At 69.8% G+C, this 17,100-nt stretch carries 18 protein-coding genes; 4 read left to right on the forward strand and 14 right to left on the reverse strand.

Annotated features, from left to right (window positions below):
• Positions 1 to 312: a circadian clock KaiB family protein gene (locus tag OF850_RS02135; RefSeq protein WP_301588013.1), complete on the reverse strand. Its 312-nt coding sequence runs from the start codon at positions 310 to 312 to the stop codon at positions 1 to 3.
• Complete coding sequence (kaiC, locus tag OF850_RS02140; RefSeq protein WP_301588014.1) at positions 309 to 1,988, reverse strand: circadian clock protein KaiC; 1,680 nt, start codon at positions 1,986 to 1,988, stop codon at positions 309 to 311. Before kaiC ends, OF850_RS02135 begins: the two co-directional genes overlap by 4 nt.
• A gap of 187 nt (positions 1,989 to 2,175) precedes the next feature.
• Between kaiC and mgtE the strand changes: the two genes are divergently transcribed.
• Complete coding sequence (mgtE, locus tag OF850_RS02145) at positions 2,176 to 3,477, forward strand: magnesium transporter (protein ID WP_301588015.1); 1,302 nt, start codon at positions 2,176 to 2,178, stop codon at positions 3,475 to 3,477.
• Between the two features lie 6 nt (positions 3,478 to 3,483).
• Here the strand turns inward: mgtE and mnhG are convergent, their stop codons facing one another.
• The 9 genes from mnhG to OF850_RS02190 form a co-directional block, all read right to left on the reverse strand.
• Complete coding sequence (gene mnhG, locus OF850_RS02150; RefSeq protein WP_301588016.1) at positions 3,484 to 3,843, reverse strand: monovalent cation/H(+) antiporter subunit G; 360 nt, start codon at positions 3,841 to 3,843, stop codon at positions 3,484 to 3,486.
• Positions 3,840 to 4,121 (reverse strand): K+/H+ antiporter subunit F, encoded by a 282-nt coding sequence (locus tag OF850_RS02155; protein WP_301588017.1) that lies wholly within the window; start codon positions 4,119 to 4,121, stop codon positions 3,840 to 3,842. Before OF850_RS02155 ends, mnhG begins: the two co-directional genes overlap by 4 nt.
• Positions 4,118 to 4,603: a Na+/H+ antiporter subunit E gene (locus OF850_RS02160; protein ID WP_301588018.1), complete on the reverse strand. Its 486-nt coding sequence runs from the start codon at positions 4,601 to 4,603 to the stop codon at positions 4,118 to 4,120. Before OF850_RS02160 ends, OF850_RS02155 begins: the two co-directional genes overlap by 4 nt.
• On the reverse strand, positions 4,600 to 6,216 hold the full coding sequence (locus OF850_RS02165) for a monovalent cation/H+ antiporter subunit D (RefSeq protein ID WP_301588019.1): 1,617 nt from the start codon (positions 6,214 to 6,216) through the stop codon (positions 4,600 to 4,602). The genes OF850_RS02160 and OF850_RS02165 overlap by 4 nt, the downstream gene beginning before the upstream one ends.
• Positions 6,213 to 6,557: a Na+/H+ antiporter subunit C gene (locus OF850_RS02170; protein ID WP_301588020.1), complete on the reverse strand. Its 345-nt coding sequence runs from the start codon at positions 6,555 to 6,557 to the stop codon at positions 6,213 to 6,215. Before OF850_RS02170 ends, OF850_RS02165 begins: the two co-directional genes overlap by 4 nt.
• On the reverse strand, positions 6,557 to 9,484 hold the full coding sequence (locus OF850_RS02175) for a monovalent cation/H+ antiporter subunit A (protein WP_301588021.1): 2,928 nt from the start codon (positions 9,482 to 9,484) through the stop codon (positions 6,557 to 6,559). The genes OF850_RS02170 and OF850_RS02175 overlap by 1 nt, the downstream gene beginning before the upstream one ends.
• A 28-nt stretch (positions 9,485 to 9,512) precedes the next feature.
• On the reverse strand, positions 9,513 to 9,965 hold the full coding sequence (locus OF850_RS02180) for a PTS sugar transporter subunit IIA (RefSeq protein WP_301588022.1): 453 nt from the start codon (positions 9,963 to 9,965) through the stop codon (positions 9,513 to 9,515).
• Positions 9,966 to 10,122: 157 nt separating this feature from the next.
• Entirely contained in the window at positions 10,123 to 11,064 is a 942-nt protein-coding gene (locus OF850_RS02185; RefSeq protein WP_301588023.1) for an NAD(P)/FAD-dependent oxidoreductase, read from the reverse strand.
• Positions 11,065 to 11,111: 47 nt separating this feature from the next.
• Positions 11,112 to 12,158, reverse strand: a complete 1,047-nt coding sequence (locus OF850_RS02190; RefSeq protein WP_301588024.1) for a hydroxyacid dehydrogenase — start codon at positions 12,156 to 12,158, stop codon at positions 11,112 to 11,114.
• Between the two features lie 69 nt (positions 12,159 to 12,227).
• Here OF850_RS02190 and OF850_RS02195 point away from each other — a divergent pair, with 69 nt between their 5' ends.
• From OF850_RS02195 to OF850_RS02205, 3 genes are read left to right on the forward strand one after another with little or no spacing between them, the layout of a single operon-like run.
• A complete protein-coding gene (locus tag OF850_RS02195) occupies positions 12,228 to 12,941 on the forward strand; it encodes a PIG-L deacetylase family protein (RefSeq protein ID WP_301588025.1) in 714 nt (237 codons plus the stop codon).
• On the forward strand, positions 12,938 to 14,068 hold the full coding sequence (locus OF850_RS02200; protein ID WP_301588026.1) for a CaiB/BaiF CoA transferase family protein: 1,131 nt from the start codon (positions 12,938 to 12,940) through the stop codon (positions 14,066 to 14,068). The genes OF850_RS02195 and OF850_RS02200 overlap by 4 nt, the downstream gene beginning before the upstream one ends.
• A 56-nt stretch (positions 14,069 to 14,124) precedes the next feature.
• Positions 14,125 to 14,499: a cupin domain-containing protein gene (locus OF850_RS02205; protein ID WP_301588027.1), complete on the forward strand. Its 375-nt coding sequence runs from the start codon at positions 14,125 to 14,127 to the stop codon at positions 14,497 to 14,499.
• A gap of 4 nt (positions 14,500 to 14,503) precedes the next feature.
• Here the strand turns inward: OF850_RS02205 and pcaB are convergent, their stop codons facing one another.
• From pcaB to pcaH, 3 genes are read right to left on the reverse strand one after another with little or no spacing between them, the layout of a single operon-like run.
• Positions 14,504 to 15,850 carry a 3-carboxy-cis,cis-muconate cycloisomerase gene (gene pcaB, locus OF850_RS02210; protein ID WP_301588028.1) on the reverse strand — a complete coding sequence of 449 codons (1,347 nt, stop codon included), beginning with the start codon at positions 15,848 to 15,850 and terminating at the stop codon, positions 14,504 to 14,506.
• A 4-nt stretch (positions 15,851 to 15,854) separates the two neighbouring features.
• On the reverse strand, positions 15,855 to 16,388 hold the full coding sequence (pcaG, locus tag OF850_RS02215) for a protocatechuate 3,4-dioxygenase subunit alpha (RefSeq protein ID WP_301588029.1): 534 nt from the start codon (positions 16,386 to 16,388) through the stop codon (positions 15,855 to 15,857).
• The gene (gene pcaH, locus OF850_RS02220) at positions 16,385 to 17,095 is read right to left on the reverse strand and encodes a protocatechuate 3,4-dioxygenase subunit beta (protein ID WP_301588030.1); all 711 of its coding nucleotides are present in this window, start codon (positions 17,093 to 17,095) and stop codon (positions 16,385 to 16,387) included. The genes pcaG and pcaH overlap by 4 nt, the downstream gene beginning before the upstream one ends.
• Positions 17,096 to 17,100 lie beyond the last annotated feature (5 nt).

Consider the following 17,100-nt stretch of genomic DNA (forward strand, 5'->3'; position numbering starts at 1 on the left):
TCAGCCTTCCCGGTCCACCTGGAGGCTCACCAGAACCTTTTGCGTGTCGGACAGGTCGCCGATGACCTTCTGGATCGGCACCGGCAGTTGCCGAACCAGCGTGGGGATCGCGACGATGTTGTGCTCCCGCGCGAGATGCGGCGAGACACGCAGATCCACCACCTCGATCGCGTAGGAGTCGGCGCCGAGATGCTCCGTGCAGATCCGCTCCAGGTTGCGGATGGCGGCAACGGATTTTGGTGTCTGCCCCGCGACATAAAGGGTGAGCCGCAGGATTCCTTCGCCGCCCTCACCCCGGTTTTTGCTCGTCATGCCCGTCCTGTCCTGCGCTTGGCCAGCGCAATGTCCTGCTGATCCTGCTCCATCGCGCCGCGCAGGGTGCGCTCCGCATCGAGGGAGCTTTGGTGCTCCAGCGTATCCATCTCGAGGTCGGCCTGCAGCGCGGCGACCTGCGCCTCGGTGCGTCGGCGCCGCAGCGCCAGCTTGCGATGCTCGATCTCTACCGCCGCGCGCCGGGCCGCTTCATCGCGCCGCGTCCGCGCCTCCTCCGCCCGACGGGCGGAGCCGGTGAGGGCGCCGTGCTCGCCCAGGTAGGGCGCGAGCAGGCGGATGCCATCGGAACCCATCACGAATTCGCGCACCTGATTGGAGTGGGCGATGCCGCGCGCCTTCAGCAAATAAAGCTCGCGGTTGAACTCGCCGCTTGCCTCACGGTTCAGGAGCAGGATCCATCCATCCATCAGCGACGAAAGCCCGGCATCCGTCTCCGCGGCTCCCTGCTCGTGCGCAAGGTGGGAGAACACCCCGGTGATCCCGTTCGACTTCAGGAAATCGATGATCCGCAGCAGCATGGACTGCACCTCGAGCGGATCGCCGGCATCCAGGAAGGCCGAGATCGGATCGAGCGCCACGATGGAGGGGCGGAAACGCGCCACCTCGCGCAGGATCACGGCGAGGTGCATTTCAAGGCTGTAGAAGGTCGGGCGGGCGGCCAGCATCCGCAACAGGCCGCTTTCCACGCAAGGGCCGAGATCCAGCCCCACGGAGCGCATGTTGCGGATCGTCTGCTCGCCCGATTCCTCGAAGGAGATGTAAAGCGCCCTTTCCCCCGCCCGGCACGCGGCGGCGAGGAAGGAGGCGACGATGGTGCTCTTGCCAGAGCCCGCGACGCCGGTCAGGAGGACGGAGGAGCCGCGGTGGAAGCCGCCTCCCTCCATCATCGCGTCCAGATCGGCGATGCCGCTGGAGATGCGCTCGTCCGACACCTTGTGGACGAGGCCGACGGTAGAGACCGGCAGCACGCTGAACCCGTCCGTGTCGATCAGGAACGGATATTCGTTGGTCCCGTGGGCCGAGCCACGGTATTTCACGATCCGCAGGCGGCGCGTGGAGACCTGGTTGTGGACGCGGTGATCCAGCAGGATCACGCAGTCCGAGACGTATTCCTCCAGGCCCTGACGTGTCAGCGCACCGTCGCCTCGTTCGCCGGTGATGACGGCGGTCAGCCCTTTCTCCTTCAACCAGTCGAAGAGGCGGCGAATCTCGGCGCGCAGGACGGCCTGATTTGTGAAGGCGGAGAACAGGCTCTCCACCGTGTCCAGCACGATTCGTTTCGCGCCGACGGAGGCGACCGCCAGCTCCAACCGCAGGAAAAGCCCCTCCAGGTCGTAATCGCCCGCCTCGGCCATCTGCGAAGGGTCGAGGGCGATGTGCTCGAAGGCCACCCGCCCATCGGAAACCAATTCATCCAGCGCAAAGCCCAACGAGGCGACGTTGTCCGCGATGTCCTCGGGCCGTTCCTCGAAGGTGACGAAGACGCCCGGCTCGTCGAACTCACGCGCGCCGTTGATCAGGAAGGTCGAGGCAAAAAGCGTCTTGCCGCAGCCCGCCGAGCCGCAAACAAGTGTCGGGCGGCCCGCGGGTAGGCCCCCCAAGGTCAACTCGTCGAAACCCTCGATCCCCGTTGGCGCCTTCCGGATCCCGGCCATTCCTGCCTCTGTCCCCGCTTCTCCATCGGTTATGACATCATTCCGCGCGCGGGCAATGGTGGCGCAACGGCCTGGATGACAAGGCAGCTTGTCCACGCGCGATGCGCATGCTGAAGCAAGGAAACCCGGCACCCCGCGTCACCCTTGAGACCGCGCGCGGGCCGCCGCGCCGACCGACGGAGAACGCATGAACAGCGCGACCCTCCCGCCCAGCGCGGCCGAGGCCCTGCACCCGGCCGACCTCGCGACGCTTCTGGAGAAGCGGGAGCCGGGCACGGCCTGGGAGACCCTCACCACCCTGCCTCTGCCCCGGCGCGCCGAGACCTTCGGCTATCTTTCCCCGGCCTGCCAAGCAGCAGTGGCCGCATTCAGCCCGACCCCGGCCCTCGCCGAGCTCCTGACCGCCATGGACGCGGATGAGCGGGCCGACCTTTGGGCCCGGCTGCCCGAGGAGGCGCGCGAGGCCCTGGGCCGTGCCCTGGCTGCGGCGGAACGCGAGGACATCCGCCGCCTCGCCGCCTACCCGCCTGGCACGGCTGGCGCGGTGATGACCAGCGAATACGCGGTGCTTTCTCCCAGCCTCTCCGCGCGCGATGCCATCGAGGCGCTGCGCGGTCAGGCGGCGACCAAGGAAACCATCAGCGTCGCCTATGTGCTCTCGTCCGAGCGCCGACTGCTGGGCACCGTGACGCTGGAGGACCTCGTCCTGTCGCCTGCCGCACTCGGCGTCGCGGCGCTGATGCGGCCGGACCCTCCCTCGGTCGGGGCCGACGAGCCGGCCCCCGACGCCGCGCGCCTCGTGCAGCGCTACGACCTGCCAGCCGTGCCAGTGCTGGATTCGACCGGCGCCATGGTCGGCATCGTCACCGCCGACGACGCCATGGACGTGGCCGAAGCCGAGGCGACGGAGGATTTCGAGAAGGCGGGCGGGACCGGGGCGGGCCTCGTCGCCGAGATGGGGCGTGCCAGCGTCCCGCTGCTCTACAGCAAGCGCGTCGGCTGGCTGGTGGCCCTGGTCTTCGCCAACATCCTGTCCGGCGCCGGCATCGCCGCCTTCGAGGAAACGATCAGTGCCAACCTTGCCCTGGTGTTCTTTCTTCCGCTGCTGATCGCCAGCGCCGGCAACGCGGGCTCCCAGGCCGCGACGCTCACCGTGCGCGCCATGGCGACAGGCGAGGTGCGCATGGCGGATTGGGGCCGCCTGATCGCGCGCGAGGCGCTGGTGGCTCTCGCCCTCGGCGTCACGATGGCGGTGGCGGTGGCAGGAATCGGCGTGTGGCGCGGTGGCGCGGAGATCGCGCTGGTGGTGGCGCTGACCATGGTGCTGGTGGTGCTGGCGGGCAGCCTGGTCGGGCTTTCATTGCCGTTCCTGCTCGACCGCCTGCGCCTCGACCCGGCCTCGGCAAGCGCGCCGCTCGTCACGTCGCTCGCCGACATCGCGGGGGTGTTGGTCTATTTCAGCATCGCCGCCGCGGTGTTGAAGGGCTGAGCCAATTCAGGGCGCGCCGTGGGTGCCGGGCGGCGGCACGTCGTCCCGGCCCTCGCGCCGGTCGCGGTAGAGCGCCGCGCGCGCCAGCAGCATCAGCGTCACCGGCGTGGTCACGCCCATGAAGATCGCGATCAGGATCTCATGCAGCACGAGGCGCGACCCGGTGACCGAGAAATAGATGATCGAGCCCAGAAGGATGGAAGACACGCCCATCGTGGTGCCGAGCGTGGGCGAATGCACCCGCGCATAGAAATCCCGCAGCCGGATGAGGCCGATGGAGCCGGCCAGGGTCAGCCCGGCCCCCAGCAGAAGCAGCAGGGCCACGGGCAACGCTGCCCAGAGCGGCAGGTCGGCGGTCGCGCTCATTCGATCACCTCGCCACGCATGAGGAATTTTGCGAGCGCCGCCGTGGCGACGAAGCCCAGCAGGGCGATGATCAGCGCCGCCTCGAAATACAGCACGCTGCCGGTGCGGATGCCGAAGACCAGCAGCAGCATGGCCGCGTTGACGTAGAGCGTGTCGAGGCCCAGCACGCGATCCTGCGCCCTGGGCCCACGCAGCGTGCGCCAGGCCGCGCAGCCCATCGCCAGCGCCAGCATCGCCTGCGCAAGGAAGACCGACCATTCCAGAAGCGCCGCGCTCATGCGAGGACCTCCATCAGCCGCCGCTCGTAGCGGTTCTTGATGATGCCCGCCCATTCCGTCTCGTCGATCAGGTCGAGCACGTGCAGCAGCATGGTGCCGTCGGCGGAGTCGTACTCCACCCAGACCGTCCCAGGCGTCGCGGTGATGATGCAGGCCAGCGCCGCGAGCCCGATTGGGTCGCGCATCTCGAGTGGGATGCGGACGAAGCCGGAGGAAAGGGTGCGCGGACGCGGCGCCAGCACGATGCGCGCGACGGCGAAGTTGGAACGCGCGATCTCGGCCGCCACCACCCACATCAGGTCCAGCACCACCCGGAACCGGCGCAGCCGCAGGCGCGGTGGGTCCATCACGCGCAGCAACCAGGTCCCGAGCCAGGCAAGGACGACGCCAAGCAGCAGCGTCGCGGGCGAAAGGCCTGTCAGCAGCAGCCAAGTCAGGAGCAGCGCGAGGGCGGCGAGTGGGTAGGGAAGGAATCGCCTCACGGCACCTCCTCCACCGTGACGCCCTCGGGGGGCAGCACGGCCTCGATGTAGCCACGCGGGGCGTGCAGCGACGCGGCCGCCTCGCTCGTGTAGCGCATGACCGGGCCTCCCATGATGGTGAGGCCGGCGGCCAGGGCAAGGAGCGCCGCGATCGGGCCCGCTTCGAGCGCCGCCACGCGGGGTGGCGAGACGGGTGGCGATGTCCAGAACGCCTCGATCCCCGCGCGCAGCATGGCGACGAGCGTGGCGAGGCCGGAAAGGATCAGCGCAGCCAGGACCAGCCAGGTCAGCGGCGGCAGCCCGCCCTGCGCGGCCGCCAGCAAGGGGGCCAGGATCGCGAGCTTCGCGAGGAAGCCGGAAAGCGGCGGCAGCCCGGCAAGAAGCAGGGCGCAGCACAGGAAGGCGCCGCCCAGCACCACCATGGCGCCCGGGATGGGAGCGTCCACGGCCGGCATGTCCTCGGGATCGTCATCGTCGCGCCGGGTACCGAAGGCCTCGCGCGTCACGGCCAGCACGTCGGCGCCTACCTCCCGCCCGCGTTCCACAAGCTCCACCAGCAGGAAGAAGGCCCCGATCGCCAGCACGGAACTGACGAGGTAGTAGAGCGCCCCCGCCGTCACGCCGGGCAGGCCAGCCCCGATCGCGGCCAGCAGAGTACCGGAGGAAACGAGCACGCTCGCCCCCGCGAGCCGCGCCAGATCCTGCGTCGCGAGCACGGCGATGGAGCCGAAGGCGATGGTGGCCAGACCGCCCGCCATCAACCAAGGCCCGCCGAACCCAGCCGAGCCCGCCGCGTCGTCGCCGAACAGCATCAGCCACAGCCGCAGCACAACGCAGATGCCGACCTTGCTGAGGATCGAGAGGATTGCTGCGGAAGGCGCGCTGGCCGCGGCATAGGTCCCAGGCAGCCAGAAGCCGACCGGCCACATCGCCGCCTTGATCAGGAAGGCAACGCCGAGGATCGCCGCCCCTGCCTCGACCAGGGCCCGGTCCTCGGCCGGGATGGCGCCCATGCGCGCCGACAAATCGGCCATGCTGAGCGTGCCGCCGACGCCGTAGAGCACGCTGACGCCGACCAGGAAGAGCAGCGCCGCCACGAGGTTGACCGCGATGTAGTGCAGCCCCGCCCGCACGCGCGCCGGCCCGGAGCCATGCATGGCGAGCCCATAGGAGGCGGCCAGCATGACCTCGAAGAAAACGAAGAGGTTGAACAGGTCGCCGGTGAGGAATGCGCCGTTCAGTCCCATGAGTTGGAATTGCAGCAGCGGGTGGAAATGCGCCCCCGCCCCCTGCCATCGGGCGAGGGAGAAGACCATGGCTGCGAGGCCCAGCACCGCCACCAGCGCCACCATCATCGCGGAAAGCCGGTCCAGCACCAGCACGATGGCGAAAACCGAAGGCCAGTTGCCCAGGCGATAAACCCGCACCTCGTGCCCGGCGCCATCCGCCAGGCTGACCAGCAACGTGGCGATGACGAGCAGCGCCACGGCGGAAGCGACCGCGATCCCGGCGCGCAGTGCCCGGCGCCGCTCGCCCAGCAGGATGAGCAAGGTCCCGGCCAGCAGGGGCAGGACGACCGGGGCGATGACGAGGTGATCGACCCATCCCGTCATCGCTCGCGCTCCCGCCCATCCACGTGGTCGGTGCCAGTCAGGCCGCGCGCGGCCAGCAGCACGACAAGGAACAGCGCCGTCGTGGCGAAGCTGATGACGATGGCCGTCAGCACCAGCGCCTGGGGAAGGGGATCCGCGTACTCCAGCAGGTTGCCCTCGCCCCCAGGCGGCAGGATGGGTGGTTGGCCGGTCTTGAGCCCGCCCGTCGAGAAGATGAACAGGTTCACGGCATAGGAAAGCAGCGACAGGCCGATGATCACCTGGAAGGTGCGCGGCCGCAGCAGCAGCCACACGCCCGAACCGGTGAGCACGCCGATGCCGAGCGCGACGATCAGTTCCATCAGAGCGCCTCCGACGCGGCGGTACGGGCGGCCCGGGCATCCTCCACGCGCTGCCCGCGCACCGACTGGTGCGCCAGCGCGATGAGCATCAGCACCACCGCCCCCACCACCAGCGCGAAGACGCCGATATCGAAGGCGAGTGCGCTCGACATCGGCACGCGCCCGATCACGGGGATGTCCGCATAGGCGTAGTACGAAGTGAGGAAGGGCCGCCCGAAGGCCCAGGCGGCCAACCCGGTCAGGCCCGCGAGGAGGAGGCCGGTGCCGATCCAGCGCAGGGGAAGCACGCGCAACTGGTTCTCCGTCCACTGGGCGCCGCCGATCATGTATTGCAGGATGATGGCGATGGAGGCGGTGATGCCCGCCGCAAAGCCTCCGCCCGGCATGTTGTGGCCGCGCAGCAGCAGATAGACGGCGACCACGGCGATGAGGGGAAAGAGCAGCCGCGTCACCACGGATGGGACGAGAAGCCAATCATCCACCGTCGCACCTTCGTGCCGCGCCGGATGGGCGGCGTCGAAGGCGGCCTGGACGCGCTGCTGTTCCGGCACCTCCACGCTGTCGGGGGCGGGACGGAACCGGCGCAGCAGCGCGTAGACGGTGAGCGCCACGGCCCCGAGCACGACGATCTCGCCCAGCGTGTCGAAGCCGCGGAAATCCACCAGGATCACGTTCACCACGTTGGTACCGCCGCCTTCGGTGTAGGCGCGCTCCAGGAAGTGCCGGGCCAGCAGGTCGGGCGGGGTACGCGTCATCACCAGATAGGCAAGCCCGGACATGCCCAGCCCGGCGCCGACCGCGAGGCCGAGGTCGCGCAGGCGCCGCGCCAGGCTCACCACCTCCGCCGCCTCCCCACGCACACCTTCGAAGCGCTTGGGCAGCCAACGCAGGCCGAGCAGCAGCAGCACCGTGGTCACGATCTCGACGAGGAGCTGGGTAAGGGCCAGGTCCGGCGCGGAGAACCACACAAAGGTCACGCAGACGACGAGGCCCACGCCGCCTACCAGGATCAGCGCGGCGAGGCGGTGGTACTTCGCCTGCCATGCGGCTCCCACGGCGCAGGCCGCGCCCACGAGCCAGACCAGCGCGATCACCGGGTCCACCCCCTGCGGCGCGAGGTTGCCCGGCCCCACGCCGCGCGCCAGCGCTGCGCCGCCGCCTGCCACCAGCGCGAGGAGGAGGATGGAGCGAAGCTGAGGCTGCAGGCGCCGCGTGCCGAGGACCCTCTCGCCCGAGCGCGCGAGGCGCCAGGACAGCGTAACCATCGCGCGTTCGAAGATGCGCCGGCCCTCGAAACGCCGTATCACTGGCGGCCCGTCGGGTCCGTTGCGCAGCCGGTTCTGCAGGCCGAGATACAGCCCCGTCCCAGCAGCCAGTGCGATCAGGCTCATGACTAGCGGCAGGTTGAAGCCGTGCCAAACGGCGAGGCTGTAGTAGGGCATTTCGGACCCCAGCACCGACCGTGCGGCGATGTCCAGGTAGGGACCGATCGTTGCCGCAGGCAGCACGCCGACCATGATGCAGGCCAGGACCAGGATCTCCACAGGGAAGCGCATCCAGGCAGCCGGCTCATGCGGCTTGCGTGGCAGGTCCACGGGGTCCGGCCCGAAGAAGGTGCCGTGGATGAAGCGCAGCGAATAGGCGACGCTAAAGGCGCTCGCCACCATCGCGAGGAGGGGCAGGGCAGCCAGCATGGCGGGGAGCGGCGCCTGGGCGGTCAGTGCCTCCTCGAAAAACATTTCCTTGGAGATGAAGCCGTTGAGCAGCGGCACGCCAGCCATCGCCGCCGCCGCCACCAGGGCGAGGCGGCCCGTGAAGGGCATGGTTCGGTTCAGTCCCGACAGGCGCCGGATGTCGCGCGTGCCCGTCTCGTGGTCGATGATGCCTGCCGCCATGAACAGCGACGCCTTGAAGGTCGCGTGATTCATCACGTGGAAGATCGCCGCCACCATCGCGAGGTCGCTGTTCAGCCCCAGCAGCAGGGTGATGAGCCCGAGATGGCTGATGGTGGAATAGGCCAGCAGCCCCTTCAGGTCGTTCTGGAAGATCGCGACATAGGCGCCGAGCACCAGCGTCACCAGCCCCGCCGTGCCGACCAGCCAGAACCACGCATCCGTTCCCGCGAGGACGGGCCAGAGCCGCGCCATCAGGAACACGCCGGCCTTCACAAGCGTTGCCGAATGCAGATAGGCCGAGACGGGCGTGGGCGCGGCCATCGCGTGGGGCAGCCAGAAATGGAAGGGGAACTGCGCGCTCTTGGTCAGGGCTCCGAGCAGGATGAGCACCAGGGCGGGCAGGTAGAGCGCGTGCGAACGGATCTGCGGCCCGGCGGCCAGCACGGTGTCCAGGTCGTAGCTGCCGGCCATCTGCCCTAGCAGCAGCATCCCCGCGAGCAGGCACAGCCCGCCCGTCGCCGTTACGGTCAGCGCCATGCGCGCGCCGTCCCGTGCCGCCGGGGTGTGGTGCCAGTAGCCGATGAGCAGGAAGGAGAAGAGGCTCGTCAACTCCCAGAAGAAGGCGATCTGGATCAGGTTCCCCGACAGCACCAGCCCCGTCATCGCGCCCATGAATGCCAGCAGGAAGGCGAAGAACCGTGGAACCGGGTCCTCCTCGGCCATGTAGTAGCGTGCATAGACGACCACCAGCGAGCCGATGCCGTAGACCAAACCGGCGAAGAGCCAGGCGAACCCGTCCATCCTCAGCTTGAAGGACAGGCCAAGCGTCGCGATCCACTCGAACTCCGTCCGCAGCACCTCGTTCTCCGAGACCGTCGGATAGGCGGCCCAGACCAGGGCAAGGCTCGACAGCGCGACGACGCCGGCGAGCCGGGCGGCCGCCAGCCTTGCCTGGGTCGGCAGCACCCCGGCGATCGCCGCGCCCACGAACGGCAAGGCGACGAGCATCAGCAGCAGGGCAGTTTCCGTCATGCCGTGATACCCTCCGGCCCCCCGGCCCTCATGCCTCGCCGGCTCGCAGAAGGGTCGCCACCTCCTCGGGCGTTGCGGAGGCGCGCAGGCGGCGGAGCACTTGCGGGTCGCGCAGGGACCGGCATACCTCGGACAGGGTGGGGAGGAAGCCTTCCGCCTCCGCCTCGGGCCAAAGGACGAGGATCACGAGGTCCACGGGCTCCTCGTCCCGCGCCTCGTAGCCAATCGGGCGCCGCAGGCGCAGGAAGCGCATCACGGGACGGTCCATTCCCGAAAGACGCGCGTGGGGCAGGGCCACGCCACGTCCCAGCGCCGTGGAGCCGAGCCGTTCCCGCGCCGTAAGCGCATCAAGGATCTCGATCTCGGGCAGGCCAGCCTCAGGTGCCACCGCCGCCGCAAGTGCCTGGAGCAGGTCCCGCTTCCCGTCGGTCGGGAAGTCCAGAATCACGTCCCGCGCGGTCAGTTTCTCGGCGATCGGCATGTTCTCCCCTCCGCAACTCGCTCGTTAACGCCTCGGCAGCGCAACGCGTGAGCGTCGCTGGTGATGCCTAAATGGGAAGCGAAGGCGTCAGAATACACTGTTCCATACGATTCGCGGTGGCCGGCCCAGGCTCTTCCGCGCCCGCAACGGCTTGGCGTCACACCTCGCCCTTGGGCTCGTCCTCCGTCGGCAACTCGCAGCGATTGTGGATGTGAGTGGCGGCGATGGCCGCATGACCCATCCCCACCACGATCTGGTCCAGGCCGCGCACGATGGACCCGGCGGCGTAGAGCCCCGGCACGGTGGTCTGGTTGTGTTCGTCCACCAGCAGCGCGCCCTCCTGGTCATGCTCGGCGCCGAGGGCGAGGGCGAGGTCGCTGCGCCAGCGAAGGCCCAGGGCAGAGTAGAGGATTTCGAAGCGATGTTCGCCACCGGCGCGAAGGGCGGCGATGCGGTCGCCCTCCATCTCAAGCGATTCGACGGGGTCCTCCACGATCCGGACCCCGTGCCCTTCCGCCTCCGCGCGGCGCTTGGGGTCGAGCTCCAGCTTGCGGCCGAGGGTGAGAAGGGTGACGCGGTGGGAGTAGGTGCGGGCGATGAAGATCGCCTCGCCCAGCCCGCGGTCGCCGGGGCCGAGCACCGCAATGTCGCGACCACGTGCCTCGAACCCGTCGCAGATCGGGCAGTACCGCACGAGGCCACGCCGGATCGCGTCGGGCAGGCCGGGCAGGTCCGGTTCGATGTCCACCGCGCCAGTCGCCAGGAGGACGCGCCGCGCGCGGATCTGCCGCGCCTCGCCCTCGGGCGTTTCCGCCACCGCGACGAACCGGTTCTCCTCGCGCTGGATGGCGGAAACGGTGGCGCGTTCCGGCTCGACCCCATAGCGGGCGAGGTGGCCGCGCAGCGTGTCCAGCATCTCGGGACCGGGCATGCCCTCCGCGAAGAAGGGAATGTTGTGGCTCTCGGGAATCCAGGCGGCACGGGGGTGCCCGGCATCCAGAAGCCGGAAGCGGCGCCGGAACCGGGCAAGGTAGAGGGCCGCGGTCATCCCGGCCGGCCCGCCACCGATGATAACGCAATCCAGTTCCCGGTCCGCCATCCACGCCTCCCCTGCAAGGGGGCAGCGCGCGGCAGGGCGGGGCGGTTTCACACCCCCGGCGTCAATCCCATCTCCTCCGCGAGGCGCTTGCGGAAGCGGGGCAGCACCTCGGGGTTGACGATGCGCGGCGGCAGCCGCCCGGCCGCGAGATCCGAGAAGGCGAGGGCAGCGATGCGGGTGATGTTGGCGCGGCTTTCATGCGTCACGCCCGCCGTGTGCTGGCTGGCGATGACGGCCGGGTGATGAAGCAAGGGGTGGTCCACCGGGGGCGGCTCCACCTCCCACACATCCAGCCCGGCCGAGGCGATGTGCCCGGATTCCAGCGCGGCCAGCAGCGCCGCCTCGTCATGGATCGAACCGCGCGCCGTGGTGACGAAAACCGCGCCGGGCTTCATCGCCGCGAATTGCGCGGCGCCGATCATGCCGCGCGTCTCGCGCGTCAGGGGGCAATGCAGGCTGACCACGTCGGACTCGGCCAGCAGGGTCGGCAGGTCCACCTTGCGGGCGCCGCGCTCGGCCAGCGCGGCTTCGTTCAGGGCGGGGTCCGTCGCCAGGATCTTGCAGCCGAAGGCGTCGCGCAGCATGCGGGATACCAACGTGCCGACATGGCCGCACCCGACCAGGCCGACCGTGCGGCCCGACAGCTCCCGTCCCATCAGCGCCGCGCGGTCGCGGGCCTGCCCGGCCTTCATCGCCGCATGGGCGTCGGGCATCCGCTTCAGGCAAGCGAGCATCATGCCCACCGCGTGCTCGGCCACGCCGCGCGCATTGCCGCCGGACTGGTTCACCAGGATTACGCCCGCCTCCGTGCAGGCCTCGGGGTCCAGCGGGTCGTAGCCGGCGCCGTAGGACGCCGCCATCAGCAGGCGCGGGAGCTTCGCCAGAAGCTCGCGATGGACGTGCAGGGGAAGCGGCAATTCGTCGCGCGCCGCCATGACGTAGTAGCCGTCGCAGGTGGCGAGCAGGGCGATCTGCTCCTCCAGCGGCATCTCCAGCGGGACGCGGACGATCTCGAGGCGCGGATCCTCCGCGCAGGTCTCGAGGAAGGCTGGGTGCGGCACGAAGCCGACATAGCCGATGCGGAACGGGTTCATGTCCCCAGGCTTGCGCGGCTTGGGCCCGAGGGCAATCCTGCCGCCGCAAGCAAGAAGGGGAGCACGCCCATGCCGGGTGTCCTGGTCGTCACCGCCCATCCGGGGGACTTCGTCTGGCGCGCCGGCGGGGCCATCGCGCTGCACGCCGCCCGCGGCGAGTCGGTGCACATCGTCTGCCTCTCCTTCGGCGAGCGGGGCGAAAGCCAGGGCGAATGGGCCAAGCCCGGCGCGACGCTGGAAAAGGTGAAGGCCGCCCGCAAGACCGAGGCGGAGCAGGCCGCCGGCATCCTGGGCGCGACGGTCGAGTTCCACGACGCGGGCGACTACCCGCTGGTCACCACGCCGGAAATGCTGGAGCGCGTGACCGACACTTTCCGCGCCATGAAGCCGGACGTGGTGCTGACCCATGCGGACGAGGATCCCTACAACCTCGACCACCCCACCGCGAACCGCCTTGCCCGCGCGGCGCGGATCGTGGCGCAGGCGGCGGGGCACAAGCCCGGGCCCGAGACCGCCTATCGCGCGCCGCAGCTCTACATGTTCGAGCCGCACCAGACCGAGATGTGCGGCTTCCGCCCGGATCTGATCCTCAACATCGACAGTGCCTGGGAAACGAAGCGTCGCGCCTTCGAATTCCTGCCCACCCAGACCCATCTTTGGGCCTATTACGAGCGGGTGGCGCTCAACCGCGGCCAGCAGGGCGCGCGCAATTCCGGCCGCAAGATGACCTACGGCGAGGCCTATCAGCGCGCCTTCCCGGAAGCCCTCGACGCGCTGCGATGAGCGGCCCTCTCGCCGGCATCCGCGTCCTCGACCTGACGACGGTGCTCCTCGGCCCCTACGCCACGCAGATCCTGGCGGAGTACGGGGCGGAGGTGATCAAGCTGGAGCCGCCCGAGGGCGACGTGGTGCGCCAGATCGGCCCCGAGCGTCACGCGGGGATGGGGGCGATGTTCCTCACCCTGAACCGCGGCAAGAAGGGCGTCATGCTCGACCTCAAGCGCCCCGAGGCGCGGGAGGAGGCGCGGCGCCTCGCGGCCTCGGTGGACGTGGTGGTGACCAATATCCGCCCCGCCGCGATGCGCCGCCTTGGCATGGACGCAGCAACGCTGCGCGCGTCCAACAAGGCGCTGGTCTATTGCGGCATCGTCGGCTTCGGGCAATCCGGCCCCTATGCGGCGCGCCCGGCCTATGACGACCTGATCCAGGGCATCGCCGGTATCCCCATGCTGGCCCGCCGCCAATCCGGCGAGGCGCGCTACGCCCCGCTTGCCCTGGCTGACCGCGTGACGGGGCTGCACGCCCTTTCCGCCATCCTCGCCGCGCTCGTGGAGCGCGGTCGCACGGGGAAGGGGCAGGAGATCGAGGTGCCGATGTTCGAGACGATGGCCTCCTTCGTCCTCGGCGACCATCTGGGCGGCTTGGTCTTCGACCCGCCGATGGATGGCGGCGGCTATGCGCGCCTCCTCAGCCCCGACCGCAAGCCCTATGCGACAAGGGACGGATTCATCTGCGCCATGGTCTACAGCGACGGGCAGTGGCGCCGCTTCTTCGCGGCCATCGGCGAGGAGGAGCGCTTCGCCCAGGACCCGCGCATGGCGAACCACGCCGCCCGCACCCGCAACATCGACGCCATCTACGCCGAGCTGGCCGCCATCTTCGCCACCCGCACCACCGCCGAGTGGCTGGCCCTGCTGGAAGCAGCCGACGTTCCTTGCGCTCCTGCCCATACGCTGGAATCGCTCCGCGCCGACCCTCACTTGGTCGCCGTCGGCTTCTTCACGGAGGAGGAACACCCGACCGAGGGACGCCTGACCCGCATGGCCCCGCCGGTGCGCTTCGGCAACCACGACCGCAACATTCCCCGCCCGGCGCCGCGCCTCGGCGAGGACAACGACGCGGAGCCGTGATGGACAGCCCGGCACGGCTGGGGCAGGAACCCGCCACCCGACAGGAGGAAAAATCCATGAGCCAGCGCGAGGAGTTCCACAACCTCGACGACGCGACGCAGGGTATCCAGCGCGAACTCGCGCCCGGCGTCACGACCCGCATCTTCCCGGGCGAGCAAGCGATGCTGTCCGTCGTTTCCATTGCCCCGAATGGCGAGGGCACGATGCACTCGCACCCGGAGGAGCAGTGGGGCGTGCTGCTGGAAGGCTCCGCGGTCCGTATCCAGGGCGGCGAGGAGATTCCGGTGAAGCAGGGCGATTTCTGGCGCACCCCGGGCGGCGTCCCGCACACGATGCGCGCGGGGCCTGAAGGCTGCCGCGTGCTCGACATCTTCGCCCCGCCGCGCGATGCCTACCGCAAGGCCGGCAAGGGCTTCGCCTCGGCTTCCTGAGGCGTCAGTCCGCCCGACGCAGCACCTGGTCGACGAAGGCCCCGGCGCTGCCCAGGTAGTTGGCCGGGTCGCACAATTCGGCGATCCGGTCGCGCTCGATGCGCGACGCCACCTCCGGTTCCTCCTCCAGCGCTCGCGCCAGGGGGATGCCGCGGGCGATGGCGGTGTCGCAGGCGCGGTTCACCACGTGATGCGCCTCGCCACGCCCCAGCACGGGGGCGAGGCCCATCATGACCTGCTCCCCGGCGATCAGCCCGCCGGTGGCGTCCAGGTTCCGTCGCATCCGCGCTGGGTCCACCACCAGCCCTTCGGCCAGGAAGCGCGCCTGGGCCAACGCCCCGTGGGCGAGATTGAAGCACTGGCCGATCGCCAGTGCCTCGGCCTGCCAGGGACCAGTGCCGCGCTCAAGGTCCTGCGCCATCGCCGCCAGCACCTGCGGCACCAGCGCATGCACGCCGCGCGACTGCGCCAGGATGTACTCGCAGGCAATGGGATTTCGCTTCTGCGGCATGGTGGAGGAGCCGCCGCGGCCGAAGACATGCGGCTCGTTCACCTCGCCCAGTTCCGTCTGCATCATCAGCATGACGTCCGTGGCGATCTTCGACAGCGCGCCGCACAGCAAGCCGAGGAAACACACCGCCTCGCCGATCCCGTCGCGCGCCACGTGCCAGGGAATGTCCGGCAGGGCGAGGCCCAGTTCCGTCGCCAGTTCGCGCTGTACGGCGAGGCCCTGGTTGCCCAGCGAGGCCAGCGTGCCGGCCGCGCCGCCAAATTGCAGCCGCTCGACGCGCGGGCGCATCTGGTCAAGCCGCTCCACCATGGTCAGCAGCGGTGCGAGCCAGACCGCGACCTTGTAGCCGAACGTGACGGGCAGGGCGTGCTGGAGGTGGGTGCGTCCTGCCATCAACGTGTCGCGATGCTCGCGCGCCATGCGAGCGAAGCCGGCATTGGTGGCGAGCAGCTCACCGCGGATCAGATCCAGACCCTGCCGCATCTGCAGCATCACGGCCGTGTCCATGATGTCCTGTGTGGTGGCGCCCCAATGGGTCCAGCGCCCGGCATCCTCGCCGGCCAGGGCGGTCAGCTGCTTCACCAGCCCGACCACCGGGTAGCCGGTGTTGCGGGTCGCCGCGCCCAGGGCCTGGAGGTCCAGACGGTCCACCTTGGCGGCGCGGGTGATGGCCTCGGCGGCGTCGGAAGGAACGATGCCGAGCCTTGCCTGGGCGCGGGCCAGCGCCGCCTCCACCTCCAGCATGCGCTGGAGGAAGGCGCGCTCGCCCATCGCGTCGCGCATGGCGTCGGTGCCGTAAAGGACGCCCATCACGGGCGAGTCGGCGGGGTTCACGGACATAGTGTCAGATATCCAGAAAGACGGTTTCGCCATCGCCGCGCAGGCGGATGTCCAGGACCCATTCGCCGGGGGCGCCCGGCTGAGCGATCAGCGTGCCGCGCCTCTCCTCGGGCACCACGGCCAGCAGGGGGTCGGTCCCGTTCAGCGCCTCGCCGGCAAAATAGGCCCGGGTGGTGAGATGGCGGAGCAGGCCACGCGCGAAGACCTGCAACTGGATGTGCGGCGCCTGGGTGGCATTGCCTCGCCCCGGCACCGGGCTGGGCTTCACGGTCCGGAAGCGGAACCGGCCCGCTTCGTCCGTGCGAGCGCGGCCGAAGCCGTGGAAGCTGCCGTCGTAGCGGCCGTCCGGGCCGGCCTGCCAAATCTCGATCTGCGCGTCCGTCACCGGGGCGCCGGCGCCGTCGGTGACGCGGCCAGCCAGGGTGATCGCCTCGGCCGCCATTCCTGTGTTCGGCCCATCCTCGCGCAGCAGGTCGTTCCAGCCCTCGTATTCCAGCAAGTGCCAGTAGGGACCAACGGTCTGGTGCGCGGTGCTCATGGGTGGCCCTCCTCGAAGGGAGTCGAGTCGCGGCCGCGCAGGACGATGTCGAAGCGATAGCCCAGCGCGTATTCCGGCACGGTGAGGTCCAGCTCGAAGCGGCTGACCAGCCGCTCCCGCGCCCCCGCGTCGGGAATGGTGTTGAAGACCGGGTCCAGCGCCAGCAGCGGGTCGCCGGGGAAGTACATCTGAGTGATCAGGCGCTGGGCAGAACCGGCACCGTGCACGCCGAAATGGATGTGGTTGGGACGCCAAGCATTGTGGTGATTGCCCCAAGGGTAGGCGCCAGGCTTGATCGTCTCGAAGCGGTATTCGCCTTTCTCGTCGGTGAAGAGGCGCCCCCGGCCAAGGAAGTTCGGGTCCAGCGGCGCGTCGTGCTGGTCGCCGGGGTGGTCGTAGCGGCCGGCGGCATTGGCCTGCCAGACCTCGATCATCGCATTCGCAACGGGGCGCCCGTCCCCGTCGGTCAGCCTGCCTGCGACGACGATGCGCTCGCCCTGGGCCTGCCGCCCCTCCAGCCGCGACAGGTCGAGGCGCGGCGGGTAGTGCGCCGGGTCGAAGCGGGGCGCCGAGGCTTCCGTCAGGGTGACGGGTGCGCGGATTGGCGCCAGGAGCGGCGCGCGGCCCTGGGTGGAGCGGTAGGCCGGAGCGTCCAGCGGCGGCTGATGCGCGGGGTCGTCGCGGCGGAAGGGCAGGGGATCGGCCATGGAAG

The organism is Sabulicella glaciei, assembly GCF_026183895.1.
GTDB classification, from domain to species: Bacteria; Pseudomonadota; Alphaproteobacteria; order Acetobacterales; family Acetobacteraceae; genus Roseococcus; species Roseococcus glaciei.

Excerpts from the sequence above, each read along its gene's own strand:
- OF850_RS02200 (WP_301588026.1), top strand. The coding sequence starts at position 12,938 with ATGAGCGGCCCTCTCGCCGGCATCCGCGTCCTCGACCTGACGACGGTG.
- OF850_RS02135 (WP_301588013.1), bottom strand. The coding sequence starts at position 312 with ATGACGAGCAAAAACCGGGGTGAGGGCGGCGAAGGAATCCTGCGGCTC.
- OF850_RS02175 (WP_301588021.1), bottom strand. The coding sequence starts at position 9,484 with ATGACGGAAACTGCCCTGCTGCTGATGCTCGTCGCCTTGCCGTTCGTG.
- pcaG (WP_301588029.1), bottom strand. The coding sequence starts at position 16,388 with ATGAGCACCGCGCACCAGACCGTTGGTCCCTACTGGCACTTGCTGGAA.
- OF850_RS02185 (WP_301588023.1), bottom strand. The coding sequence starts at position 11,064 with ATGGCGGACCGGGAACTGGATTGCGTTATCATCGGTGGCGGGCCGGCC.
- OF850_RS02165 (WP_301588019.1), bottom strand. The coding sequence starts at position 6,216 with ATGACGGGATGGGTCGATCACCTCGTCATCGCCCCGGTCGTCCTGCCC.
- pcaB (WP_301588028.1), bottom strand. The coding sequence starts at position 15,850 with ATGTCCGTGAACCCCGCCGACTCGCCCGTGATGGGCGTCCTTTACGGC.
- OF850_RS02155 (WP_301588017.1), bottom strand. The coding sequence starts at position 4,121 with ATGAGCGCGGCGCTTCTGGAATGGTCGGTCTTCCTTGCGCAGGCGATG.
- kaiC (WP_301588014.1), bottom strand. The coding sequence starts at position 1,988 with ATGGCCGGGATCCGGAAGGCGCCAACGGGGATCGAGGGTTTCGACGAG.
- OF850_RS02205 (WP_301588027.1), top strand. The coding sequence starts at position 14,125 with ATGAGCCAGCGCGAGGAGTTCCACAACCTCGACGACGCGACGCAGGGT.
- mgtE (WP_301588015.1), top strand. The coding sequence starts at position 2,176 with ATGAACAGCGCGACCCTCCCGCCCAGCGCGGCCGAGGCCCTGCACCCG.
- pcaH (WP_301588030.1), bottom strand. The coding sequence starts at position 17,095 with ATGGCCGATCCCCTGCCCTTCCGCCGCGACGACCCCGCGCATCAGCCG.
- OF850_RS02190 (WP_301588024.1), bottom strand. The coding sequence starts at position 12,158 with ATGAACCCGTTCCGCATCGGCTATGTCGGCTTCGTGCCGCACCCAGCC.
- OF850_RS02180 (WP_301588022.1), bottom strand. The coding sequence starts at position 9,965 with ATGCCGATCGCCGAGAAACTGACCGCGCGGGACGTGATTCTGGACTTC.
- OF850_RS02170 (WP_301588020.1), bottom strand. The coding sequence starts at position 6,557 with ATGGAACTGATCGTCGCGCTCGGCATCGGCGTGCTCACCGGTTCGGGC.
- mnhG (WP_301588016.1), bottom strand. The coding sequence starts at position 3,843 with ATGAGCGCGACCGCCGACCTGCCGCTCTGGGCAGCGTTGCCCGTGGCC.
- OF850_RS02195 (WP_301588025.1), top strand. The coding sequence starts at position 12,228 with ATGCCGGGTGTCCTGGTCGTCACCGCCCATCCGGGGGACTTCGTCTGG.